We start from the raw sequence: 26,335 nt of genomic DNA, 5'->3' as shown, positions 1-26,335 counted from the left end.
CGCGTTCGCGCGGGTTTCGCCCGATCCGCCATGCACTGCCTGTCCGCCGGCCGCCGATGCGCCGCCCGCCTTTCCTGTTCCACTGTTTCGACACGGTGCGCGCCGTGCCGCGCGCGATGAGCCGCGCCTGGCTCGTCGGCGCCGGCCCCGGCGACGCCGATCTGCTGACGCTCAGGGCCGTGCGCGCGATCGGCGCGGCCGACGTGCTGCTCGTCGACGATCTCGTGAACCCCGACGTGCTGCGCCATGCGCGCGCCGATGCGCTGATCGAGCACGTCGGCAAGCGTGGCGGCCATGCGTCGACGCCGCAGGAAGCGATCGTCGCCGCGATGCTCGCGCACCTGCGCGCGGGCCGCAGCGTCGCACGGCTCAAGGGCGGCGATCCGTTCGTGTTCGGCCGCGGCGGCGAGGAGCTGATCGCGCTCGGCGCGGCGGGCTTTCCGGTGGAAGTCGTCAGCGGCATCACCGCGGGCATCGCCGCGCCGGCCGCGCTCGGCATCCCGGTCACGCACCGCGGCGACGCGCAGGGCGTGATCTTCGTCACGGGCCACGGCGCGGGGGCCGACGAGCCCGACTGGCGCGCGCTCGCGGCCACACGCATGACGATCGTGGTCTACATGGGTATCCGCCGGCTCGACGCGATTGCCGCGGCGTTGCGCGACGGCGGCCTGCCCGGCGACACGCCGTGCGCGGCGATCGAGAACGCCACGCGGCCCGAACAGCGCCACGTCCACGCGACGCTCGATACGCTCGTCGCGCGCGTCGGCGAAACCGGCATCGGATCGCCGGCGATCGTCGTGATCGGCCGCGTCGCGGCGCTCGCCGACGATCCGGCGGTGCGTGCGGCGCTCGGCGGCCACGCATGATGCGCGTCGCGCTCGGTGTCGGTTTTCGCGCCGGCGTCACGGCCGCGCAACTCGATGCCGCGATCCGCGCCGCGCTCGCGCGCTATCCGGCCGCCGAACCGGCGCTCGTCGCGACGCTCGTCGACAAGGCTCGCGCCCGTGCGCTGCGCACGCTGTGCGCGCGCCGCGGCTGGCCGCTCGTCGCGTTCGACGCGGCGCAACTCGCGAGTCGTCCGGAACTGGCCGCGAGCGGCCCGTCGGACGCCGCGCTGGCCCGCTTCGGCATCGCGGGCGTGGCCGAGCCGTGCGCGCAGCTCGCCGCGCCGCATGGCCGGCTGCTCGGCCCCAAATCCATCCGGGACGGCGTGACGGTCGCGCTTGCCGGCCCGCTCTGAAAACCCTTGTTTCGCTTTCGACAGGACGATTCCCGATGAAGACCGATTCCGAATCCCATCAGCGGATGGCCGAACGCCGCCGCGCCGGCCACGAGAAAAAGCAGGCCGCCGCCACCCAGGAGAAAGGCCTGCTGATCGTCCACACCGGCAACGGCAAGGGCAAGAGCACGGCCGCGTTCGGGATGGCCGTGCGCGTGCTCGGCCACGGCATGCGGCTCGGTGTCGTGCAGTTCATCAAGGGGGCGCTGCATACGTCCGAGCGCGACTTCCTCGGCGCGGTCGCGGAATGCGATTTCGTGACGATGGGCGACGGCTATACGTGGAACACGCAGAACCGCGACGCCGACATCGCGACCGCGCGCAAGGGCTGGGACGAGGCGCGCCGGATGATCGAAAGCGGCGACTACCGGATGGTGATCCTCGACGAGCTGAACACCGTGCTCAAGTACGAATACCTGCCGCTCGACGAAGTGCTCGCCACGCTCGTCGCACGTCCGGAGTCGGTGCACGTCGTCGTCACCGGGCGGCACGCGCCCGATGCGCTGATCGATGCGGCCGACCTCGTCACCGAAATGCGGCTCGTCAAGCATCCGTACAAGGAGCAAGGCGTGAAGGCGCAGCGCGGCGTGGAGTTCTGAGCATGCCGGCCTGCCCCGCGCTGTTCGTCAGCGCGCCCGCGTCCGGCCAGGGCAAGACGTCGGTGACGGCCGGCCTCGCGCGGCTGCACCGCCGGCTCGGCCGTCGCGTACGCGTGTTCAAGACCGGGCCCGATTTCCTCGATCCGATGCTGCTCGAACGGGCAAGCGGCGCGCCGGTGCACGCGCTCGACCTCGGGATGGTCGGCGAGGCCGGTTGCCGGGCGCTGCTCGCCGACGCCGCGCGCGACGCGGACCTGATCCTGATCGAAGGCGTGATGGGCTTGTTCGACGGCACGCCGAGCAGCGCCGATCTCGCGGCCGCGTTCGGCGTGCCGGTCGTCGCGGTGATTTCGGCGAAGGCGATGGCGCAGACGTTCGCGGCAATCGCGTTCGGGCTCGCACGGTTCCGGCCGGAGCTGCCGTTTCACGGCGTGCTGGCCAACCGCGTCGGCTCGGCGCGGCACGCTGAGCTGCTGCAACAGGCGCTGCCCGCGGATCTGCGCTGGCTCGGCCACGTGCCGGCCGATGTGGGCATCGCGCTGCCGGAGCGCCATCTCGGCCTGCATCAGCCGGCCGACATCGACGATCTCGACGCGCGGCTCGAGCGCGCGGCCGATGTGCTCGCGCAGACGGCGCTGGCCGAGTTACCGCCGGCCGTCGCGTTCGCGGAGCCGGACGTGGCCGCGCCGCTGCCGCGTGCGCTGGCCGGCAAGCGGATCGCGGTGGCGCGCGATGCGGCGTTTTCGTTCATCTATCCGGCGAATCTCGCATTGCTGGACGCGCTCGGTGCGCAGTTGCGGTGCTTTTCGCCGCTTGCCGACGAACCCGTGCCCGACGAGTGCGACGCGCTGTTCCTGCCGGGCGGCTATCCGGAACTGCATGCGGCGACGCTGGCGGCGAATGCCGCGCCCGCACGGACGATTCGCGCGCATGCGGCCGCTGGCCGGCCGATCGTCGCGGAATGCGGGGGGATGGTGTATCTGTGCGAATCGCTGACCGACGTGGACGGCTTGACGACGCCGATGCTCGGCGTGCTTCGGGGCCATGCGACGATGCAGCGCCGGTTCGCGGCGCTCGGCATGCAGCGACTCGATACGCGCACCGGACCGATGCGCGGACATACGTTTCACTATTCGCGGCTGGAGACGCCGCTGGTGCCGGTCGCGACCGCCGCCCGCCCCGACGGCGAGGCCGGCAGCGGCGAAGCCGTCTATCGCAGCGGCGCGATCGTCGCGACGTACATGCACATGTACTGGCCGTCGAATCCGGCTGCGGTCGTGGCGTTGTTCAGCGGGGAAGCGTTCTAGACTGATCGGTGCCGTGTCCGCGTCGACGTGGCGCAATGCTGTCGGTATCGAGCAGCGCTTTGCAGCGATTACGGCAGCCGACGTGCGCAGCTACAGATGTCGTTCGATGTCCATCGGTTGATGCGGGACACGGATGACGTCGAGGGTTTCATCCATTTCGCTTCTCCAAAGCGGGGCCGATAGTCGGCCCGGTGCCGCATCTCTTGCATCCCCAGTCACACCAGAAACGCCTCGGCCAACTTCACCCAGTACGACGCGCCGGTCGGCAGCGCCGCATCGTTGAAGTCGTAGCCGGGGTTGTGCACCATGCAGCCGCCCTCCCCGTCGCCGTTGCCGATGATCAGGTAGCAGCCCGGCCGCTTCTCGAGCAGGAACGCGAAATCCTCGCTGCCGGTGAGCGGCACCATGCCGTCGATCAGGTTGGCTTCGCCGACCCATTCACGGGCAACGCCGCGCGCGAACGCCGTCATCTCCGCATCGTTCACGAGCACCGGATAGCGGCGCTGGTAGTCGATCGTCGCGCTCGCGCCGAACACGGCCGCCTGCGCATGCACGACCTCCTTGATGCGCGTTTCGAGCAGGTCGCGCACGTCGGGCTTCAGCGCGCGCACCGACAGGCGCATCTGCGCGCGATCGGGGATCACGTTCGGCGCTTCGCCCGCGTGGATCGCGCCGACCGTGATGATCGCCATGTCGAGCGGCGACACGTTGCGCGACACGATCGTCTGCAGCGCCAGCACGATCTGCGCGCACACGACGACCGGATCGATCGCCCGATGCGGCACCGCGCCGTGGCCGCCGCGGCCCTGCACGTCGATGACGACGGTATCCGACGACGCCATGAACGAGCCCGGCAGAAAGCCGAATTTGCCGGTCGGGAAGCCCGGCATGTTGTGCATCGCGAAGATCGCGTCACACGGGAATTGCTCGAACAGCCCTTCGTCGAGCATCTTCTTGGCGCCGCCGAGCCCTTCCTCGGCCGGCTGGAAAATCAGGTTCAGCGTGCCCGAGAAGCGGCGTTCGCGCGCGAGGTGCTTCGCGGCCGCGAGCAGCATCGCCGTATGGCCGTCGTGGCCGCATGCGTGCATCTTGCCCGCGATCGTGCTCTGGTACGGCAGGCCCGTCGCCTCGTGGATCGGCAGCGCATCCATGTCCGCGCGCAGGCCGAGGCGCCGCTTGCCGTCACCGACTTTCAACTGGGCGACGACGCCGGTGCCGCCGAGCCCGCGATGCACGGTGTAGCCCCACGACTGCAACTGCTCCGCGACGAGATCGCTCGTCGCGAATTCCTCGAAACCCAGCTCGGGATGGGCGTGGATGCGATGCCGGATCTCGATCATTTCGTCGGCGAGGCCTGCGGGGATCACGCTGTGCGTCACGGTGTCGTCTCCTGATGTGCGATGGGGAACATGCAGGCAACGATAGTCGATTCGACGGCAACCGGGCAGACGGAAAGTCGTCGTGGTGGCAACTCATGGTTGCTACCTGTTGCAAGGCCGCGCACGCCGTCGCATCGACGCCGCGCGCCCCGCCCCGTCACGGCAACCGGAAGGTGTCGAAGAACGTATCGCGCTCGATCACCGTGAGCGCCGCGCGCTTGTGCGGGAAATCGAATTCCTTCAGCGTGTAGAACCCGAGCCGGTGCATGTACGCGATATGCCGCACGTGATCGACGCGCGGCTCGCCGACGAGCCGCTGCGTACGCGGTTCGTCGACGAACATGTAGTGCAACACCCCGCTCCACCATGCGTGCAGCTTGCCGGCGCTCTGGAAACGCGAATCGCCGATCAGCAGGTGCAGCCCGCGATCGTAGTCGTGCGCGTCGTAGAACGGCGCGAGGCGGTCCTCCTTCGCCCAGTAGAACTCGAAATAGCCGAACGGCGTGTCGTCGAAATAGCCGATCATCGGGTGCATGTGCGGATCGGCCAGCCGTTCGGCCAGATACGCCGCGTGCTCGTCGCGCGTGCCGCGCTGGTCCCAGAAATGCGCGACGCGGTCGAGGTTCATCCAGCCGCTGAACAGGTCCGCGTGGGCGTCGATGTCGACGGTGCGCAGGCTGAACGTCATCCCGACCTGCGGCATGCTGCGCGCATAGATCTCGCCGGCCGGCGACGGCGGCCGCACCGGATGCCGATGGCCGTTCGTGATCGCGTAGCGCAGCGGCATTCCGCCCGACGCGGGCGCCTTCAGCCACGGCCGCGGGTTCTGCCAGAACGTCGTGCGCGACACGGTGAGCCGCAGCGTGTCGCCCGCGACCTGCGCGCCGTCGATCACGCCTTCGCGCACCGCCCGCGCGACGTACGATGCGACGGCCGTCGCATCGGCGCCGCCGAGCGGCACCGAGATCGTCGCCGCGTCGTGCCGCGTGTCGGTGTTGAACAGCGCGACGAACGTCGCGAGCAGCGCGTCCGGCGCGTCGTCGGGCCGCCACGCGTCGAGCGCATGCTCGACGACGGCCGCCGCCTGCCCGTGCGCGGCGCTGTCGAGCGCCGCGGCCACTTCACCTTCGACGGCGTTGGCTGCGCCGGCCGGTTTCGTCAGCGTGTCTTGCATCAGCATGCTCCCGCGTCATGGCGATCGGCGAGGACGTGCAGCCCGCGCTCGAGCGCCGGAAACAGGCTGCGCTGGAAGTTGTTCCAGCGCAGCTCGAGAATCGTGTCGTCCGGCGCGATCGGCGTGTCGAGCACGTCGCAGATCACCTCGCCGGAATCGATACCGTTGTCGACGTAGTGGAACGACGCACCCGTCATCGTCACGGGTTCGATCGACGACGTCGCGCCGGTGGCCCAGTCGACGCGTTCGCCGCGCGCACCGTGCAGCGCGTCGAGCGTCGCCCATGCGCCGCGCCGCTGGTACGGCGAACCGTCGGCCGTGATGCCCGGGTGGATGTTCGCGATGCGCCGGTGAAAACGCGCGCCCGGCCGCACGAGTTCGTCGAGGATCACGAGCAGCCCGTCGAGCACGACGATGTCGGCGTCGAGTTCGAGCAGGCGCTCGAGCAGGCGGCGCTCGAACGCCTGTTTGCCGGCCACGCGCTCACGTGCGTCGCGCGGCAGCCGCCGGTACGTCGACGGGATCGAACAGAACAGCGCGTCGACCGGCCGGCCCTGCACCGTCAGGCCTTCCGGCAGGATCCACGGGCGGCCCGGCGTGCGCGCGAACCCGTAGTCGGCCACTTTCGCGCGGTCGGCAGGCGAGCCTTCGTCGTCGTCGACGATCACGCCCTGGAGCGTGTAGCGTTCGCCGAGCGGCGAATCGTTCAGACGCTCGACGAGGAATTCGAGCGGCGCCTTCATGTAGCGCGTGCCGCCGCGATAAGCGACCGGCTGGCCGGCGCGATCGGCCGCGCCGTTGCGCAGCGACTGGATGTAGACGAGATTTTTCTTCGGCATGGATGCGTCGTGGAAAAGCGGACGGCGCCGCCGCGGCCCACCTGCACCGGCCGCGAGGCCGGCCGGCGCGCCGCGGCGCGCGACGTCACCAGTTGTATTTCGCGGTTGCGATCACGGTGCGGTCGGTCCCGAAAATGCAGACGTTCATCGACTGGCAACCGCTGATGTAGTGGCGATTGAACAGGTTCGTCCCGTTCACCGCGAAGCGCCAGTTACGCGTGTCGTAATGCACGCCCGCGTCGAACAGCGTGACGCTCGATACCGTCAGCGAGTTGTCGGCCGCACCGGCCGACGCGCTCTGGTAGCGAATGCCGCCGCCGAGGCCGAAGCCGGCGAGCGGCCCCGTGTGCCAGGTCCAGTCGGTCCACAGCGACGCCATCTGGCGCGGCCGCGGAATGTCGACCGGCCAGTTGTTCAGCGTGACGTCGTTGGCCTGGATGACCTTCACGTCCTGGTAGACATAGGACGCGACCACCGACAGGTTCGGCGTGACCTTGCCGGTCGCGCTCAACTCGATCCCGCGCGAGCGCACCTCGCCCGACTGCACCGACTTCGTGCCGCCCGGATCCTGGCTCGGCAGCGCCGGCGTGATCCCGTTGGTCTGATTGATCTGGTAGATCGCCGCGTTCAGCATCAGGTTCTTGCCGGGCGGCTGCCAGCGCAGGCCGGCTTCGATCTGCTTGCCGCGCGTCGGTTGCGGCAGCCCGCCGCCGAGCAGGTTCACGCCGATCAGCGGATTGAACGACGTCGCGTAGCTGATGTACGGCGACAGCCCGTAATCGCCCTGGTACGTGAGGCCGACGCGGCCGGTGAACGCCGTGACGTCCGCCTTCGTCGACGTACCCGCCGCGCGGTCGTCCTGCCGCATGTTGACCCAGTCCTCGCGGCCGCCGAGCGTCAGCGTCCAGCGGTTCCACTTGATCTGGTCCTGCGCGTACAGCCCGAACGTGTTCATCGTCGTGTACGTGTTGGTGCGGCTCGTGGCGTCCGGATCCGAGAACACGCCCATCGTGACGGGCGTATACACCGGGTTGTAGAGGTTCAGCGTCGGCGCGGCGGCGAGCCATTCGCTGTCGGTCGCGGTTTGGCGGTTGTACTGGAAGCCGAGCAGCAGCGTATGTTGCAGCGGGCCCGTCGCGAAGCGGCCCTCGAGGTTGTTGTCGATGTCGAAGCGGCTGTAGTTCATCTGGAACAGGCCGGCCCAGCGCGATACGTCGGTCAGGCTGTCGCCGGCGAAGCCGTTGGCGAACACTGACGCATTGTCGAGCGACAGGTGCATCAGGCGCGTGTTCTGACGGAACGTCCAGGCCGGCGTCAGGTTGCGCTCGAACTGGTAACCGATCGACCACTGCTTCTTGCGGTAGTAGTTGAAGTTGCCGTCGCCTTCGTAGATGTCCTTGTTGATCTGGCCGTTCGGGTTCGGCAGCACGGTGCCCTGCGCGGGCAGGAAGTTCGACGAGATGTCGCCCCAGTCCTGCAGGTAGGTCGCGGACAGCGTCAGCGACGTATCGGCGTCCGGGCGCCAGCGGAACGACGGCGCGAGCGCGACGCGCTGGTCGTTGTTCGGGCCGGTCAGCGCGTTGCCGTCGCGCGCGACGCCGACGAACCGGTACGCATACTTGCCGTCCGGGTCGAGCTTGTCGCCGACGTCGATCATGAACTGCTTGCGCGCGTAGTTGCCGATCTGCACGCCCGCTTCGCGCACGCGCTCGCCGTCGGCGAGCTTGGTGTGCACGTCGATGATCGCGCCCGGATCGCCCGCGCCGTACAGCACCGAGGTCGGCCCGCGCAGCACGCTGATGCTGTCGATCATGTACGGATCGACGCGCCAGCTCGCGAGGTTGATCGTGTTCGGCACCTGCAGCCCGTTCACGTAGGCGGTCGGCGTGAAGCCGCGCAGCGCCGCGTACCAGTCGGAGCGGTTGTCCGAACCGTACGACGAGAAGCCCGGCACGTAGCGCAGCGCCGCGTTCACGTCGGTGGCGCCGGTCATCTCGATCTGCTGCGCGGTGACGACGTTGATCGTCTGCGGGATCTCGTTGAGCGGCGTGTCGGTCTTGGTGCCGGTCGTGCTGCGCTTCGCGACGAGCCCGACCGTGCCGTCTCCTGCCGAGGCCGCGTTGACGGTGATCGCCGGCAGCGTGCCGTTTTGCGCGCCGGTCGACGGATTCGTCGTCGCGCCGTTTTGCGCACTGCTGGCCGACGCCGCGGCGCCCGCGTTCACGGCCGGCGCCGTCTGGGCGTATGCGTGCCCTGCCGCCGCCGTACCGAACGCCACGCTTGCCGCGGCTGCGATCGCACGCAAACGCGTGCCTGTTGCCCACTCCATCTTCTTCTGCTCCAGTTTTTTCATGCGGTCTCCGACCGCGCCTTTGTCAAAGAGCGAAAGCCATCCGGCCTGCGCTCACCCCGTTATTCAGTCGTTTTTCGTGCGTGGCCCGGGCCACGCCTTCATCGTGCGCGGGCGCGATCCCGTTTTCGAGCGACGCGCAGATTTCGTCCGCACGGCGCGCCAGGACCGACAGCAGCGTGTCGGACAGGCCGTGGCTGTCTTCGCAGCAGCCTTGCAGGTAGATGCGCGGCGCGAAGTGCTCGGGCGTCGCGAGCAGGTAGTCGCGCGTCACGTCGCCGCGCGTGAGCGCGTCGCCCAGATGCGGCGCGAGCCCTTCGAGCAGCGCCGAATGCGTGTCGCGGCGGTAGCCGGTCGCGAGCACGAGCGCGTCGAAGCGCTCGACGCGCGTGGCGCCGCTCATCCGGTCGCGCAGCGTCAGCTCGATACGGCCGTCGGCGGTGCGCACCGCGGCCTCGATCGCGCTGTTCGCGAGCAGCGCGTGACGCGGCGTGCCGTCGATGCGCTGCAGGTACAGCATTTCGTAGATCTGTTCGATCAGCGGCCGGTCGACCACCGCGTAGTTCGTGTCGCGATAGCGCTCGAGCAGCGCGCGACGCGCGTCCTGCGGCTGCGCGTAGACGACGTCGGTGAATTCGGGGCTGAAGATTTCGTTGACGAACGGGCTGTCGTCGGCCGGTTTCAGGGCGCCGGCGCGCATCACGAGGTTCGCGTCGACGTGCGGGAAACGGCGCGCGAGGTCGATGAACACCTCGGCCGCGCTCTGCCCGGCGCCGATCACCGCGACGCGGCGGCGCTCGCCGTCGGGCGACGCGACGAGCCGGTCGATGTCGGTCAGGTACGACGACGAATGGATCACGCGGTCGCGGCCGAGCGCGGCGAACGCATCGGGAATCGCCGGCGTGCCGCCGACGCCGACCGACAGCGCGCGCGTGACGCGCTGGCGCTCGTGGCCGGCCGCGTCGCGCGACAGCACGCGCAGCGCGTCGATCCTCGCGCCGTCGCCGCGCACCGGCTCGATTCCCAGCACCGTTTCGCTGTAGTGGACGCGATCGTCGAACGCGTCGGCTACCCAGCTCAGGTAGTCGTGGAATTCGACGCGGGTCGGATAGAAGTTCTTCAGGTTGACGAATTCGTTCAGCCGGCCGCGTTCGAACAGGTAGTTGATGAACGTGTAGCGGCTTTTCGGATCGCGCATCGTGACGAGATCCTTCAGAAACGAGATCTGCATCCGGCAGTCGTCGAGCAGCATCCCGCGATGCCAGCCGAATGCCGGCTGACGCTCGACGAAGCAATGGGCGAGCGTGTGCGCGCCGCCGCGCTCCGCGAGGCGCACGGCCAGCGCCAGATTCGACGGCCCGAAGCCGACGCCGATCAGGTCGAATACGGTTTCTCTCTGCATGTCTCAGCTCCCTTGTCGGTGAATCCGGCCCGTCAGACGTGACGGCCGGAGAAGAACGTCTCGCGCAGCGTGCGCATCCACAGCGGCTGCGCGTCGGCCAGCGCGAGACGGCGCTGCCGCGCGAAGCCATGCCGCGCGAGATGGTCGGCAACCCGCGTGTGGCCGGCCGGCACGGCACAGCCGACCGCTTCGGTACGCAGGTCGTCGAGAAACAGGTAATGCACGACGGACGGCAGCCAGCCGGCCACGCGGTGCGGGCCGCGCCAGCGCGACTCGCCGACCAGCATCCGCAGCCCGCGGTCGTAGTCGCACGCCGCGACGTGCGGCCCGAGCGCGTCCTCCTTCAGCCAGAACGCCTCGAAATACGCGAACGGCTCGCCGTCGAAACAGCCGATCAGCGGCGTCACATGCGGATCGGCTTCCTGCGGCTGCCGGTCTTCCGCGCCGCGTTGCGCGGGCGGTGCGCCCGGCCAGCCGTCGCGCACGCGCGGCTCGTCGAACCAGCGGGCGAGCCGCTCGGCGTCCTCCGCCGGCTGCCAGCCGCGCAGCGTGAAGCGCACGCCGAGCGCCGGCAGGTCGCGCGCGTAGACCTCGCCGCGCGGCGCGGGCGGCCGGCGCGGATGACGCCGGCCGTCGGTGATCGTCGGCAGCGTCGCGCACGGCAAATGCAGACCGACGCGCCACAGGTCGGCCTGTTGCGCCCAGCCATCGCGCAGGCAGCGGCCGCCGTCGGCGAGCACGCCGCTCGCACGCAGCGCGTCGAGCGCGACCGCCGGCCAGGCGGCCGGGTCGAGCCGGATCGCCGCGTGGCACGCGCTGTCCGAAAACGCCGCGGCCAGTGCGGCCAGCAGCGCCCGCCGCTGGTCGGCCGGCGCCGCGCGATGGTTGTAGGCGACGAGGCGCAGCGCGCCGTCGTCGCCGAGCTGCGCGCGCAGCAACTGCGCGCCGATGCCGTCGCCGTGCGCGACGCGGATTTCCGCGCCGTCGCGCACGGCGAACAGGCCGTCCGCGAACGCGAGGCGGTAGGTATCGAGCATCGTGAATCCGTCCGGACGGACTTCAGCCAGCATGGCGCGCCTCCTGTCCCGTTTCCGCCTGGGCATCGAGCCGCGCGCCGAGTGCCGCGAGCGTCGGCGCCGCGAACACGTCGGCGACCGTCAGCGCATGGCCGGCGCGGCCGGCCGCGTCGACGAAGCGCACGACGTCGAACGACGTCGCGCCGGCTTCGAACAGATCCGCATCGGGCTCGGGGGCGGCCGTCGCGAACGTGTCCGACCACAGCGCGGCGAGCACGGCGGCCGCATGCGACGGCATGGCGTCGGGCCGCGTTACCGCGTTGGCGTGGGCGCCGAACGCAGCCTGCGCGGCTGCACGGGCATCGGGCGCGCCGAGCGCCGCTTCCGACGCGCCGGCGAAACGCGCGACTTCGTCGTGGTACAGCTCGACGAGCGCCTCGACGAAGTCGCGCGCGAGCAGTTCGTCCGCATACGAGAACGCGGCGCTCACGCGGCCGTCCGGATGCTCGACGACGTCCAGCTCCAGCGTGAACACGACGCGATGGCGCACGTCGTCGAATTCGGTCAGCGACAGGCCGGCCCAGTCGCGTGCGGCGGCACCGGTCGGGCGCAGGTAGTTGAACATCACCTGGAACAGCGGATTGGCCTGCGCGGCGCGCGGCGCACGCAGCGCGGCCACGACGTCGGCGAACGGCACGTCGGCATGCGCATACGCGGCGAGCGCCATGTCGCGCACCTGCGCGAGCACGTCCGCGCGGCGCGCGGCCGGGTCGATCCGCGTGCGCACGACGACCGAGTTGATGAACAGGCCGAGCGCCGCGCGGGCCGCGTCGCCGGTGAGCTCGCGCGTCGACGCGAGCACGCCGACCGGCTGGTCGGCCACGCCCGTCGCGCGGAACAGCGCGGTGTTGAGCGCCGCGTGCAGCAGCATCGGCAACGTCGCGTGCGAGGCCGACGCGGCGTCGCGTGCCGCGCGAATCAGCTGCGCATCGAATTCGAACGCGATGCGGGCCGCGCGCCATTGCGGCACCGCCGGCGCGTCGGCGCGCTGTGGCAGCACGCGCGACGGCAGATCGGCGAGCGCATCGCGCCAGTACGCGACACGCGCCGGATGGCACGGCGCGGGGAGCACGAGCGGGACGGCCGGTTGGACGGCCAGTTGGACGGCCGGTTGATCGGCTTCGTCGGCCGGCACGGCGCTGCCTTGCACGCGGGCGACATAGCGGGCGCGCACCGCGTCGAGCCACAGCTCGATCGATTCGCCATCCGACACGATGTGGTGGATCGTCACCGACAGCACGTGATCGTCCGCCGCGAGCCGCAGCACGCGGGCGCGCCACAGCGGCGCGTCGGTCGCGAGGTCGAACGGCGCGAGCGCATCCTCATCGGTCAGCGCGGCCGCGCGGGCCAGTGCATCGGCTTGCGTCGACAGGTCGATCACCGGCAGCGCGACGGCAACGTCTGCGTCGATCCGCTGGCCCGGCAGCGCGCCGTCGCGGACGACGAGCCGTGCCCGCAGCGCCGGATGCCCGGCGGCCACCTCCGCGAACGCGGCGCGCAGCGCATCGACATCGAGCGGCCCGCGCACGCGCAACGCAACCGGAATGTTGTACGCGGCGCTGTCCGGCTGCGCGCGCCACAGGAACCACAGGCCGAGCTGCGCGGGCGACAGCGGCCACACGCCGTGGGCGTCCGGTTTGACCACGGCGACGCCTGGCGCCGTGGCGCCGGTATGCGCGGCGCGCGGCGCATCGGCCACCTGCCGCGCGTATTGCGCGAGCACGGGCGCCTCGAACAGCGCACGCACCGGCACGTCGCGGCCGAGCCGTTCGGCCACGCGCGTCGCGACACGCACGGCCGCGAGCGAATGGCCGCCGAGATCGAAGAAGTGATCGCCGCGGCCGACGCGTTCCAGGTTCAGCACGTCGCACCAGATCGCCGCGAGCGCGGCTTCGTCGCCGTCGTGCGGCGCCTCGTACGCGCGTTCGACACGCACCGGCGCCGGCAGCCGCGCACGGTCGACCTTGCTGTTCGCGTTGCGCGGCAGCGCATCGAGCACGATCAGTTGCGCGGGCACCATGTAATCGGGCAGCGTGCGGCGCAGGTGCGCGTCGAGCGTCGCGGCTTCGACCGGCTGCGCGGCCGCCTGCGCCTCCGCGGTCAATTCGACATACGCGACGAGCTGCGCGAGCGCGCCCTGCCCGTGCACGACCGCGCAGGCTTCGCGCACCGCGTCGTGCGCGGCGAGCTGCGCTTCGATTTCGCCGAGTTCGATGCGCAGGCCGCGCAGCTTCACCTGGTGATCGACGCGGCCGATGAAATCGAACACGCCGTCCGCGCGGCGCCGCACGAGGTCGCCGGTACGGTACAGCCGCGCGCCCGGCGCGCCGTACGGATCGGGCACGAAACGCTCGGCCGTCAGCGCCGGGCGATCGAGATAGCCGCGCGCGACGCCGATGCCCTCGCCGCCCAGGTACAGTTCGCCGATCACGCCGACCGGCAGCGGATGCAGCCGCGCGTCGAGCACGTGCGCGGTGCGCGCGCCGACCAGCGTGCCGATCGGCAGATACGCGGCATCGCCGAGTTTCGCGAGATCGTCGCCGGGCCGGAACATCCACAGCGTCGGCGTGATGACCGTTTCGGTCGGGCCGTAACCGTTGACCACGCGCACATTCGGCAGCGCGCGGCGCAGCATCGCGAACGCCTCGCGCGACGTCGCCTCGCCGCCGACGGTCAGCGAACGCAGCGTCGGCGGTGCGCCGTGCGCGAGCGCCCATTCGGCGAGCTGTGCCGCGCAGCCGGGCGGCACGTAGGTCATCGTCACGCCGTCGCGCATCATCATCGCGCAGGTCTGCGCGGGCGGCCACAGCACGTCGGCCGTCACCGACACCGCGGCGCCCGACATGTATTGCGAAAACCAGCCTTCGTGCGCGCCGTCGAAATTGACCGACTGAAACAGCAGGAACACGTCGTTCTCGCCCGCGCCGTAGCGCTCGGCGATCGCCGCGCAATGCAGGGCGAACGACGCGTGGTCGACGATCACGCCCTTCGGCTTGCCGGTCGAACCCGACGTGTAGATCGCATACGCCGCATGGCCGGGCAGCACGTCCGGCAGCGCGACGTGCGCGGCTTCGTCGAGCGTATCGATTGCGTCCGCGCGCCACACGCGCAGTTCCGGCAATTCGGGCAACGACGCGGCGCTCGCGCCGTCGGTCAGCACGTGCGCGATGTTCGCGTCGCCGACGATCTGCGCGAGCCGTTCGCGCGGATGCGCCGGATCGAGCGGCACGAACGCGGCGCCCGACTTCAGCACCGCGATCAGCGCGACGAGCAGGTCGACCGAACGCTGCAGCGCGACGCCGACGCGCATCTCGGGCCGCACGCCGGCCGCCACCAGATGGCGTGCGAGGCGCGCCGCGCGGGCATCGACTTCGCTGCGCGTCAACGCGCGATCGACGTCGGCGACGCCGCGTGCGTCGGGCCGTGCGTGCGCATGCGCGGCGATGCGTGCATGCACCGGCACGAACGGCTCGGCATCGGTCGCGCCGGCCGGCGCGTTCCATGCGAACAGCTGCGCACGTTCGTCGGCCGGCAGCCAGTCGAGATCGCCGATCGGCAGGTCGGGACGCGCGAGCGCATCGGTCAGCAGCGTGACGAAGCGCGCGGCCAGCCGTGCGATCGCGTCCGCATCGAACAGGTCGAGCGCGTAGATGAAGGCGGCGTCGAAGGTGCCGTCCGGCGTCGCTTCGACGGACAGCGTCAGGTCGAACTTCGCGGACGGCGTGCCGGACGGCAGCAACGCGGCCGACGCCGCGCCGAGCGCCGGCAGCGCGCGGCGTTCGCCATACGCGGCCATCACCTGGAACAGCGGATGGTGGCTCGCGCTGCGCGGCACGCCGAGCGCGTCGACCACCTGTTCGAACGGCACGTCCTGGTGCATCTGCGCGTCGACGAGCGCGCGCTGCGTGCGTTCGACCAGCGACGAGAAATCGCCGTGCGCGGGCACGTCGACGTCGATCGCCAGCGTGTTGACGAAGAAGCCGATCAGGCCGGCGACTTCCGCGCGCTCGCGGTTCGCGGCCGGCACGCCGACGCAGATCCGCGCGTCGCCGGTCGCGCGCGCCAGCAGCGCATCGAGCGCGGCGAGCAGCACCGCGAACGGCGTCGCGCCGGATGCGGCCGCGAACGCGCGCAGCTGCGCGCCGAGGCGCGCGTCGAGCGAAAACACATGACGCGCGCCGCGCGCACTGCGCCGGGCCGGCCGGGCGCTCGCGCCGGGCAGCGTCAGCACACCGCGCTGCGGATCGAGCCGTTCGCGCCAGAACGCGAGCTGACGGTCGCGCTCGCCGGCATCGAGCCAGCGGCGCTGCCACAGCGCGTAGTCGGCATACTGGATCGGCAACGGCGCGAGCGGCACCGGTTCGCCCGACGCATACGCACGATAGAACGCGGCGAGTTCGGACAGCATCACGCCCGACGACCAGCCGTCCGACACGATGTGATGGACGGTCAGCGCGAGCCAGTGATGCGTCGCGTCGAAGCGCACCAGATGCGCGCGCACGAGCGGCGCCGTGCCGAGATCGAACGGTTCGGCCTCGTCGGCCGTCGCGACGGCTTCCGCGCGCGCTACGCGTTGCGCGTCCGGCAACGCTTCGAGATCGGTTTCGCGCCACGGGCAGCGCAGCGGTGCGTGGATCGTCTGCGCGACGCCGTCCTGCGCTTCGTCGAAAGTCGTACGCAGCGCTTCATGGCGCGCGATCAGTGCGTCGCACGCGAGGCGCAGCGCATGTACGTCGAGCGGGCCCGTCAGCGCCAGGCGCTCGGTGATGTGATACGCGTCCGGCGCATCGATCAGCCGCGCGTGCAGCCACAGCCGCGTCTGCGCGAACGACGCCGGCACGCGGTCGGTACGCGGCGTGCGCGGCGGGATCGGCAGCACGCGAAAGTCGATGCCGGCCGCGCCGAGTTTGTCGATGAAGACCGCGCGCTGCGCGTCGGGCAGTTGCGCGAAACGCGTCGCGAGCGCGAGCCAGTCGGGTTGCACCTTCGTCATCCGTCGTCCTTATTGGGTTTCCAGTTCGCCGAGCAGCGCGTCGATCGCGCTCGCCGCATCGGTCGCGCCGCGTGCCGCGCAGGCCGCGTCGATCGCTTCCGCGCAGCGCGCCAGCGTGCGCGTGTCGAACAGCGTGCGCAGCGGCAGCGCCAGGCCCCAGTGCAGGTTGGCCTGCGCGTGGGCCTGCGTCGCGAGCAGCGAATGGCCGCCGAGCAGGAAGAAATCGCCGTCGCGGCCGATCGCGTCCACGTGCAGCACGCGTTGCCAGATGTCGGCGAGCGCGCGCTCGGTGTCGGTCGCGAGTTCGACGGCGTCGGCCGCTTCACGCACCGGCGCGGGTAGCGCATGGCGATCGCACTTGCCGTTCGGCGTGACCGGCAATGCGTCGAGCTCGATCAGCTGCGACGGCACCATGTACGCCGGCAGTTGCGCGCGCAGCGCGTCGAGCAGCGCCGCACGGTCGAGCGGGCCGGCCTCGCCGCGGGCGACATAGCCGATCAGTTGCTCGTCGCGCACGATCACGACCGCATCGTTGACGCCCGGCGCCGCGCGCAGCAGCGCCTCGATCTCGCCCGGCTCGATCCGCTGGCCGCGCAGCTTCACCTGCGTGTCGACCCGGCCGAGGTAGTCGAGCGCGCCGTCCGCGCGCCGGCGCGCGAGGTCGCCGGTGCGGTACATGCGGGCGCCCGGCACGAACGGATCGGGTACGAACCGCTCGGCGGTCAGCGCGGGACGGCCGAGATAGCCGCGCGCGAGGCCCGCGCCCGCGAGATACAGTTCGCCGGTCGCGCCGGCCGGCACCGGCTGCCACGCGGCATCCAGCACGTGCAGTTGCAGGTTCGCGATCGGATGGCCGATCGGCACCGCGACCGCTTGCGCGTCGTCGGGCCCGCAGGTCCAGTGCGACACGTCGATCGCGGCCTCGGTCGGCCCGTACAGGTTCACGAGCGTCGCGTTCGGCAACAGGCGCGCCATCTTCGCGACGAGCTCGGGCGCCAGCGCCTCCCCGCTCGCGACGATCAGGCGCACGCTGTCGCATTGCGCGGCGGCCGAGAAATCGTCGAGATGCGCGGCGAACGCGGCGAGCATCGACGGCACGAAATGCAGCACCGTCACGCCGTGCGCGTGGATCGCGGCAGCCAGACGGGCCGGATCGCGGTGGTCGCCGGGCGCGGCGATCGCGAGCTTCGCGCCGATCGCGAGCGGCCACACGAATTCCCACACCGACACGTCGAAGCCGAACGGCGTCTTGTGCAGCACGACGTCGTCGCGCGTCAGCCGGTACGCATGCTGCATCCACGCGATCCGGTTCGCGAGCGCGCCGTGCGTGTTGCCGGCGCCCTTCGGCTTGCCGGTCGAGCCGGACGTGTAGATCAGGTACGCGAGCTGCGCGTCGTCGATCGCCGCGGTTTCATCGGCGATATCGCCCGCTTCGTCGGCCAGCAGATCCGCGACCGTCAGCAGCTGTGTATCGGCGCCCTCGCCCAGCGCGGCCTCGACCTGCTCGCGCAGATGCGCCTGCGTGATCGCGACGGCCGGCCGCGCGTCGCGCAGCAGGTATGCGATGCGCTCGGCCGGATAGTCGGGATCGACCGGCAGGTACGCGGCGCCGGCCTTCAGCACGCCGACGAGCGCCATCACCATGTCGAACGAGCGCTCGACGCACAGCGCGACCGGTGTGTCGGGCCGCACGCCGCGCCGGCGCAGCGCGGCCGCGATGCGCGACGTGGCGGCGTCGAGTTCGCGATAGGTCGCGCGCTGCACGCGGCCGTGAGTGTCCGCGTACTCGAGTGCGATCGCGTCGGGCGTCGCGCGTGCCGCATCGACGAATTGCAGGTGCAGCGGCTGCCGTTGCCCGGGCGGCCAGGTCCGCGCGGTGTCCTGCACACGTACCAGCGCGTCGCGGGTCGCCTCATCGGCGATCGACAGCGTGCCGAGCCGCGCGTCCGGCGTACGGGCCAGCGCATCGAGCGCGCAGGCAAACGCGCGATGCCAGGTCTCGACTTGACGCGCATCGACACGTGCGGTGTCGTACCCGTAGTCGATCGTCAGTTCGGCGCCGCTCTCGATCACGAGCGTCAGCGCGAAATCGGTCGCTTCGATGCTGCGCACGCCGCTCAACGCCAGCGCGCGCGGATCGGCGTCGCGCACCGACTCGTCGACCGGATAGTTCTCGAACACGACCAGCGTGTCGAACAGTGCGCCGCCCGACCCGCGCGCCCAGCGCTGGATGTCGGCGAGCGGCGTGTGCGCGTGTTCGGCGGCGGCCGCGTTCTCGCGCTGCAGCGTGTGCAGCCAGTCGGCCGCACGTTGCTGCGGCGCCGGCGCGGTGATGACCGGCAGCGTGTTGATGAAAAGACCGAGCACCGAATCGACGTCCGCGAGCGCATCGGGACGGCCCGCGACGGTCGCGCCGAACGCGACGGCCGGCTGGTGCGTCATCCGTTGCAGCGCGAGCGCCCACGCGCCCTGCACCAGCGTGTTGACGGTCAGCTTCAGCGCGCGGGCGGTCTGCGCGACGCGCGTCATCGTGTCGGCATCGAGCGTCGCGCGCCACGTGACCATCTCGGCTTCGGCGCGGTCGGCCGTGCGTTCCGCGATCAGCGTCGGTGCGTCGAGCCGTGCCAGGCGCCCGGTCCAGAAGCGCTCGTCGGCATCGCGGTCACGCGTGCCGAGCCATGCGATGAAATCGCGATAGCGCAATGCCGGACGGCTCGCGAACGGCGACACGGCGTCCGGGTCGCGATAGTCGCGCAGCACGTCGGCGAGCAGGCGCGCGGTGCTCCAGCCGTCGAGCAATACGTGGTGACGCGTCCAGACGACCCGCCACGCGTCGTCCGTCACGCGGATCAGCGTGAGCCGCATCAGCGGCGGCTCGCGCCAGTCGAAGCCGCGCGTGCGGTCGGCCGCGAGCCAGGCGTCGAAATCGGCGTCGAGCGTGTCGCCGCGCGTGCGCCAGTCGAGCTGTTCGACCGGCATGCGCGCGTGACGATGCACGCACTGCAGCGGCGCGGCTTCGTCCGGCATCACGCTCGTGCGCAGGATGTCGTGACGCGCGATGGACGCGTCGAACGCGGCCGCGAGCCGGTCGGCGTCGAGCGCCGTCGCGGTCGCGACGAGCTGGTTCACGTAGCTCGCGTGGCCGGGCGCGAACAGCGCATGGAACAGGATGCCCTGCTGCATCGGCGACAGCGGATACACGTCGTCGATCGTGCGCCAGTCGAGCGGCGCGCGTTCGATCGCGCCCTGCGTGAGGCCGGCGGCCTGCGCGAGCGGGAAATCGCCCGGCGTCGCGCCGGCGCCGCGATGCGCGACGCGTGACGCGCAGGCGTCGACGAGTTCGCGCAGCGCGGCCGCGAAGCGTTCGGCGAATGCGTCGATCGTCGCGCGTTCGAATTGCGGCGCACCGTAGACCCAATGGACCTTCAGCGTGCGCGCGCCGTCGCCGTCCGTGTCGAGGTACGCATGGATCGCGAGCGTGTTGCCGAGCGGCCCTCGGGGATCGCGCTCGATGCCCGTGCCGCCGAAGCGCGGCACGAGCGTCGCATCGCGCGGCGCGTCGAACTGGCCGAGATAGTTGAACGTGACGCGCGGGCGCGGCACGGCGGCCAGCGCCGCGCGCGTGGCTGCATCGCCATAGTGTGCGAGCACGCCGAAGCCGAGCCCCTTGTGCGGCACCGCGCGCAGCGTGTCCTTGACCGCGCACAGCGTGTCGCGGGCCGTCGCTGCGACCGGCAGCGTCACCGGGTAATGGCTCGTCAGCCAGCCGATCGTGCGGCTGGCGTCCGCATCGTCGAACAGCGCTTCGCGGCCGTGTCCTTCCAGTTCGACCCGACACGATGCGGCGCCGCGCGCACCGGCCAGCGCCAGCGTGAGCGCCGCGCCGAGCAGCTCGATCGTCTGCGTGCGATAGGCCGCGTGCGCGTCGGTCAGCGCGGCGCGCGTCAATGCCGCGTCGATCGTCTGCACGACGACGGCCGCATCGGCGTTCGTCGCCGCCGCGTCGGGGTGATCGGCCACGATGTCGTCGCCCTGAGCCATGCCGGCCCAGTAGGCGGCTTCGGCCGCGAACGGCGACGCCAGTTCCGTTGCCGCGCGGGCGAGCCGTGCGGCCCAGGCGTCCGCACGCAGGCCCGGCTGCGACAGGCGAACCGGCGTGCGCTCGCATGCGGCGCGATAGGCGCTGTCCAGGTCGTCGAGCAGGATGCGCCACGACACGCCATCGACGATCGCGTGGTGAATCGCGAGATAAAGCCGGGTCGAACCGTCCGGCAGCCGTGCCGCGCACGCGCACGCGAGCGGCCCGTTGCCGAGGTCGAGACGGCGCTGCAGCGCGTCGAAGCGTGCCAGCGCGTCGGCTTCGTCGCGTGCGGCGACTTCCACGAACGGCAGCGCATCGTACGGTTTCGCCGCATCGCTCGCGTGCCACGTGCCGTCGGCGCCGCGTGCGAAGCGCTGGCGGAATGCATCGTGATGCGTGAGCACCGCGTCGAATGCGCGGGCGAATGCATCTGCATCGAACGCGCCCCGCACATCGAACGACACCGACTGGTTCCAGTGGCCGCGGTGCGGCATATCGAGCGCGAAGAAGCGCTGCTGCGCGGGCGTCAGGATCGCGGCGGCAGCCGGCGAGGCCGTGGCAGCCGCAGTCGCGGTCGGAACCGCGCTCGCCGGCTGCGCGGCAACGGCCGTGTCGTCGATTTTCGCCACGCGTGCGAGTTCGGCGACGGTCGGCCCGTCGAACAGTTGCTTCGGCGTGAAGCGCACGCCGCGCTTGCGCGCACGGGCGATCACCTGCAGCACGAGGATCGAATCGCCGCCGAGTTCGAAGAAGTTGTCGTCGCGGCCGACCTTCGGCGCCTTCAGCACGGCCTGCCAGACGTCGGCGAGCACCGTTTCGACCGCGCCCTGCGGCGCATCGCTGGATGCGACTACAACCGGCACGACTGCGAGTTCGCGCAACGCCGCGCGATCGATCTTGCCGTTCGCGGTCACCGGCAGGCGCGCCAGTGCGACGAACTGCGCGGGCACCATGTAGTCGGGCAGCTTCGCGGCGAGCGCGGCGCGCACCGCGGCTTCGTCGAATGCCGCGCCGTCGCGCATCACGACGAAGGTCGCGAGCCGCAGGCGGCCATCGTGCTCGATCGCGAGCGTTTCGGCCTGCGCGATCGGGCCGGCCGCACGCACGGCCGCACTCACCTCGCCCGGCTCGACGCGGTAGCCGCGGATCTTCACCTGATCGTCGATCCGGCCGAGGAACGCGAGGCGTCCGTCCGTACGCAGCCGTACGCGGTCGCCCGTGCGATACAGCCGTGCGCCGGGCGTGAACGGATCGGGCACGAAGCGCTCGGCGGTTTGCGCCGGGCGTCCGAGGTAGCCGCGCGCGACGCCCGGCCCGCCCAGATACAGCTCGCCCGTCGCGCCGGCCGGCACGCACGCGCCGAACGCGTCGAGCACCAACGCGCGCGCATTCGGCAGCGGCAGCCCGAGCGGCACGCCGCTCGCGGGATCGCGCGCGTCGGCGGCAATCGACGCCGTATCGCACGCGAGCGCGCCGACCGTCGCTTCGGTCGGCCCGTAATGGTTGATCACGCGGCACGCCGGCGCGAGCGCGGCCAGGCGCGCGACGAGCGCCCACGTGAGCGTTTCGCCGCCCGTCACGAGCGCGTGGCGCGGCAGCACGTCGGCCGGCACGCGCGCGTCGAGCAACGCCTGCAGATGGCTCGGCACGATCTTCAGCACGCCGACTTCACGGCGGCGCATTTCGTCGGCGAACAGATCCGGATCGAATGCGCAAGCGGCCGGCAGCAGATGGAGCGTACGGCCCGCGCACAATGCGCCGAACAGCGTGGTGTGGCCGAGATCGGCCGCGACCGTCGACACCATTGCGAACGACGCATCGGGCGCGAACGCGAGTTCGTCGAGCATCCCCTGCACATAGTCGGCCAGCGCGCCATGCGATACGACGACGCCCTTCGGCGTGCCGGTCGAGCCGGACGTATAGATCAGGTATGCACCCTGCTCCGGGTGCGGCGCAACGCGCACGCCGGCCGCATGAGCGCGCGTCGCGTCCTGCGCGAGCGCGTCGACGTCGAGCGGCTGCGCGTCGATGCCGGCCGGCCACGCGGCCGGTTCCGCGACGAGCGCCCAGCGCGCGCCGCAGTCGGCGGCAGCCGCGGCGAGACGCGCGGCGGGCTGGGCGGGATCGAGCAGCACGGCGAGCGCGCCGGCTTTCAGCGCGCCGAGCAGGCCGACGACGAACCGTGTCGAGCGCTCGATGCAGACCACGACGGCCGCTTCGGCGGCCACGCCGCGTTGCGCCAGTGCCCGCGCGATGCGGTTCGATGCGTCGTCGAGTTCCGCGAACGTCAGCGAAGTCGATGCGTCCGACAGCGCGACGCGATGCGGATAGGCAGCCGCCTGCCGCGCGAATGCGGCGACGATGTCGGCATGCTCGATACGCAGCGCGCGACCGTCGCGCGGCTGGCGCGATGCAGCCGACGCATCGCACGGCAGCGCGGCCGTCGTATGCTGCGGAGCGTGCGCGGCCGCGCCGACGAGCGCCGCATAGCTGTCGAGCCACGCACGCGCGGTATCGGCATCGATGCAGTCGGTCGCATAGGCCGCGACCAGTTCGATCCCGTTCGCATCGTCGGTGAAATCCAGCGCGAAGTCGAAGCGCGCGGCGAGATCGGGCCCCGGCGTCGCGACCGCCGTGGCGCGCGGCAGCACGCTGTCGTGCCGTGCGTCGAACTGCTGCGCGAATTTCACGCGCAGCCATTCGTCGCCGCGCTTGACGGGCGGCTTCACCGCATCGACGACGCGCTCGAACGGCACGTCCTGGTGCGCGACCGCATCGAGCGCCGCGGTGCGCGCCGCGTCGACGAGCGCGCGGAACGGCAGCGTCGGCGCCACGCGTACCCGCAGCGCGACCGTATTCAGGAACAGACCCAGCAATGCACGCGTTTCGGGGCGCTGGCGATGCGCGACCGGCACCGCGACGACGACGTCCGTTTCACCGGTCAGGCGCGACAGCCACGCGTCGAGCGCGGCCAGCAGCACCGTGAAGACGGTCGCCTGGGCGTCCCGTGCGAGTTGCCGCACGTCGGCCGCGACCGCATCGGGCAGGCGCACCGACACGCGGGCGCCCTGCAGCGTGCGCGTGGCGCCCGGCTGGCGGTCGACCGGCAACGCGAGGGGGCCCGGCACGTCGCGCAACGCGCCGCGCCAGTAGTCGAGCTGACGCTCGCCCTCGCCGCCGGCCAGCATGTCGCGCTGCCAGTCCGCGTAGTCGGCGTACTGGATCGGCAGATCGGGCAGCGACGGCTCGCGCCCTTCGGCATACGCGCAATACGCGGCCGACAGTTCGTCGAACGCGCAGCGCGAGCTCCAGCCGTCGGTGATCGCGTGATGCGCGGTCAGCAGCAGCCGGTGACGGTCGTCGGCGAGCACGACCAGCGTCGCGCGCAGCAGCGGGCCGCGTGCGAGGTCGAACGGCTCGGCCGCATCGCGCTCGGCCAGACGCGCGGCGTGCGCGTCGCGGGCGGCCGGCGGTTGATCGCGCAGGTCGACCGTGGCGATCGACACCGGCAAATGCGCATGAATCCGCTGCATCACGACGCCGTCGTCGTTGTCGACGAGCGTCGTGCGCCACGCTTCGTGACGGCCGATCACGTGATCGAGCGCGCGCTGCAGCGCGTCGCGGTCGAGCACGCCGTCGATCGTCCAGTGTGCGGCGATGTGATACGCGGCGCTTGCGTCGCGCGTTTGCGCGAGCACCCAGAAACGTTGCTGCGCGAGCGATGCCGCACGATCGACGTACGGCGCGGCCACGGCGGCCGGCGCACGGCGCGTGGTAATCGTGGCGAGCGGTTCGCCGGTCTCGCGTTCCGCACGGTCGACCGTGTCGGCCAGCTCGGCGAGCGCCGGATCGGCGAACAGCGTATCGAGCCGCAGATTCACACGAACGGCCGCACGAATCGCGGCCTGCAACTGCATCGCGGCGAGCGAATCGGCGCCCAGCGCGAAGAAACGATCGTCGCGCGACGGCATGACGTCGAGGCTCAGCAGCGTTTGCCAGAGACCGGCGATCTGCCGTTCGGTCGGCGTGCGCGGCGCATCGCCGGCGGCTTGCGTCGTATCGCGCGCGGCGGCAATCCGCTCGCGCAGCGCGGCACGGTCGAGCTTGCCGTTCAGCGTGTACGGCAGCGCGTCGCAACGCACGAACCGGTGCGGCTGCCATGCAGCCGGCAACTGCGCGGCCACGTGCGCCTTCAACGCGGCATCGTCGGCCGCCGCGCGCAGCGCGACGCATGCGATCAGCCGCGTCGGCCCGTTGGCGGTTTCGGTGATCACGGCCGCGTCCGCCACGGCCGGGTGCGAGCGCAGGCACGCGGCGATTTCCGCCGGCTCCACGCGCACGCCGCGCACCTGGACCTGATCGTCGAGGCGGCCCAGATAATCGTATGCGCCGTCGTCGCGCAAGCGTGCGAGGTCGCCGGTGCGATAAACGCGCGCGCCGGGCTCACCGTCCGCATCGGGAACGAAACGTTCGGCCGTGAGCGCCGGGCGGCCGTGATAACCGCGGGCGACGCACACACCGCCGAGCAGCAGCTCGCCCACGCCATCGGCTGCCGCGCCATCGATGCGTGCGACCCGCGGGCCGATCACGCTACCGATCGGCAACGACGCATACGCGTCGTCCGCGGCCAGCACCGGCGTCTCGCCCGGCTCGACCGGCCACAGCATCGGCGAGATCACGGCCTCGGTCGGCCCGTAACCGTTGATCAGGCGCACGGCCGGGAACGTGCGGCGCACGAATTCGAATGCCTGCTGCGGCAGCGCCTCGCCGCCGAACGCGAGCACGCGCAATGCCGGCGGCACGCCGTCGCGCGCGGCGACGGCCGCGAATTCACGCAGGTACGCAGGCGGAAACGCGGCGACGTTGACTGCTTCGCGCACCATCAGCGCATGCGCGTCGACCGGCGCGAACGGCTGCGGCGGCGCGACGACGATGCCGGCGCCGACCGCGAGCGGCGCGAGCCAGCATTCGTGCGCGGCGTCGAAGTTGACCGACGCGAAATGCAGCAGACGGTCGCCGGCCTCGATCGGCAGCGCGGCGGCAAGCGCGTCGCAGTGCGCGGCGAGCGGCCCGTGCTCGACGACCACCGCCTTCGGCGTGCCGGTCGAGCCCGACGTATAGATCATGTACGCGGCCGAACGCGGGTGCACGGCCACGGTGTCGTCATCGAACGCGTGATCCTGCGCGACGCCCGATGCGTCGGCGGTCGCGTCGAACGCGTGTTCGAACGGCGTGCCGAGCGCCGCGCGGCCGGCGGCGTCGACGATGCCGTGCCGCAGTTGCGCATCCTGCACGATCCAGTCGAGGCGCGCGGCCGGATGGCGCGGATCGAGCGGCACGAATACGCCGCCCGCCTTCAGCACGGCCAGCAGCGCGACGAACAGTTCGCCCGAACGCTCGACGCACACGCCGACCCGCACTTCGGCGCCGACGCCGGCCGCGCGCAGTTGCCGCGCGAGTTGCGATGCACGTGCGTCGAGCGCACCGCGCGACAGGCGCAGGTCGTTCTGGAAAGGCACCGCGATGGCGGGTGCGTCGGGCGCGAGGCGCGCCAGTTCGCGGATTCGGTGATGCAGCGCAGTCGGGAAACTCGTCATGTGCGTGAAGTCCTTCGGTCCGGCCGCTTCGGCCAAGTCTCGGGGCCGCTTGGGGGCGGCTTCACTGGTGTGACGAACGGCGCGGCCGATTTTTTACCGTTTTGCGTGCAAAGTGCGTGCGGCGGCTTTTTTTGACGATGGGGCTAAATATTTGCGCGGCCCGTTCGTCTATCAGGGAGGAAAGCCGCAAATGGGGCGCGCCCCCGCCCGCTGCTTTCGCGTCAGATTTGCCGTTTCCGCTTGATTGCCTGCCTTCCCT

Annotated in this window: 12 protein-coding genes; 4 read left to right on the top strand and 8 right to left on the bottom strand. The window is 71.2% G+C overall.

Features of this window, described 5'->3' with window-relative positions; genetic code table 11:
* Positions 1-56 precede the first annotated feature (56 nt).
* The 4 genes from cobA to DFS13_RS08770 are packed head-to-tail and all read left to right on the top strand — an operon-like array spanning position 57 to position 3,185.
* Positions 57-866 carry a uroporphyrinogen-III C-methyltransferase gene (cobA, locus tag DFS13_RS08785; protein ID WP_230205685.1) on the top strand — a complete coding sequence of 270 codons (810 nt, stop codon included), beginning with the start codon at positions 57-59 and terminating at the stop codon, positions 864-866.
* Positions 863-1,240, top strand: coding sequence for a cobalamin biosynthesis protein (locus DFS13_RS08780; RefSeq protein WP_006496449.1), 378 nt, complete (start codon positions 863-865; stop codon positions 1,238-1,240). Before cobA ends, DFS13_RS08780 begins: the two co-directional genes overlap by 4 nt.
* A gap of 35 nt (positions 1,241-1,275) precedes the next feature.
* Entirely contained in the window at positions 1,276-1,878 is a 603-nt protein-coding gene (cobO, locus tag DFS13_RS08775; protein WP_006476035.1) for a cob(I)yrinic acid a,c-diamide adenosyltransferase, read from the top strand.
* Positions 1,879-1,880: 2 nt separating this feature from the next.
* Complete coding sequence (locus tag DFS13_RS08770) at positions 1,881-3,185, top strand: cobyrinate a,c-diamide synthase (RefSeq protein ID WP_111441640.1); 1,305 nt, start codon at positions 1,881-1,883, stop codon at positions 3,183-3,185.
* A 215-nt stretch (positions 3,186-3,400) separates the two neighbouring features.
* Here DFS13_RS08770 and DFS13_RS08765 read toward each other — a convergent pair whose 3' ends face one another.
* From DFS13_RS08765 to DFS13_RS08730, 8 genes are all read right to left on the bottom strand, one after another.
* Positions 3,401-4,564 carry a M20 aminoacylase family protein gene (locus DFS13_RS08765; RefSeq protein WP_069352056.1) on the bottom strand — a complete coding sequence of 388 codons (1,164 nt, stop codon included), beginning with the start codon at positions 4,562-4,564 and terminating at the stop codon, positions 3,401-3,403.
* Positions 4,565-4,721: 157 nt separating this feature from the next.
* Positions 4,722-5,738, bottom strand: coding sequence for a GNAT family N-acetyltransferase (locus DFS13_RS08760; protein ID WP_111441714.1), 1,017 nt, complete (start codon positions 5,736-5,738; stop codon positions 4,722-4,724).
* On the bottom strand, positions 5,738-6,577 hold the full coding sequence (locus DFS13_RS08755; protein WP_034201792.1) for a N(5)-hydroxyornithine transformylase PvdF: 840 nt from the start codon (positions 6,575-6,577) through the stop codon (positions 5,738-5,740). The genes DFS13_RS08760 and DFS13_RS08755 overlap by 1 nt, the downstream gene beginning before the upstream one ends.
* Before the next feature lie 85 nt (positions 6,578-6,662).
* Positions 6,663-8,930 carry a TonB-dependent siderophore receptor gene (locus DFS13_RS08750; protein ID WP_111441639.1) on the bottom strand — a complete coding sequence of 756 codons (2,268 nt, stop codon included), beginning with the start codon at positions 8,928-8,930 and terminating at the stop codon, positions 6,663-6,665.
* A gap of 22 nt (positions 8,931-8,952) precedes the next feature.
* Positions 8,953-10,329, bottom strand: coding sequence for a lysine N(6)-hydroxylase/L-ornithine N(5)-oxygenase family protein (locus DFS13_RS08745; protein WP_062910648.1), 1,377 nt, complete (start codon positions 10,327-10,329; stop codon positions 8,953-8,955).
* Between the two features lie 32 nt (positions 10,330-10,361).
* Positions 10,362-11,399, bottom strand: coding sequence for a GNAT family N-acetyltransferase (locus DFS13_RS08740; RefSeq protein WP_046337228.1), 1,038 nt, complete (start codon positions 11,397-11,399; stop codon positions 10,362-10,364).
* Complete coding sequence (locus tag DFS13_RS08735; protein WP_111441638.1) at positions 11,389-16,398, bottom strand: non-ribosomal peptide synthetase; 5,010 nt, start codon at positions 16,396-16,398, stop codon at positions 11,389-11,391. The genes DFS13_RS08740 and DFS13_RS08735 overlap by 11 nt, the downstream gene beginning before the upstream one ends.
* 9 nt (positions 16,399-16,407) lie before the next feature.
* Positions 16,408-26,076, bottom strand: coding sequence for a non-ribosomal peptide synthetase (locus tag DFS13_RS08730; RefSeq protein WP_111441637.1), 9,669 nt, complete (start codon positions 26,074-26,076; stop codon positions 16,408-16,410).
* Positions 26,077-26,335: the final 259 nt, after the last annotated feature.

Origin of the sequence: Burkholderia sp. 28_3, from assembly GCF_003253915.1 — a bacterium.
Lineage (GTDB): Bacteria > Pseudomonadota > Gammaproteobacteria > Burkholderiales > Burkholderiaceae > Burkholderia > Burkholderia cenocepacia.
This window is presented reverse-complemented; position numbering and strand designations above follow the sequence as displayed.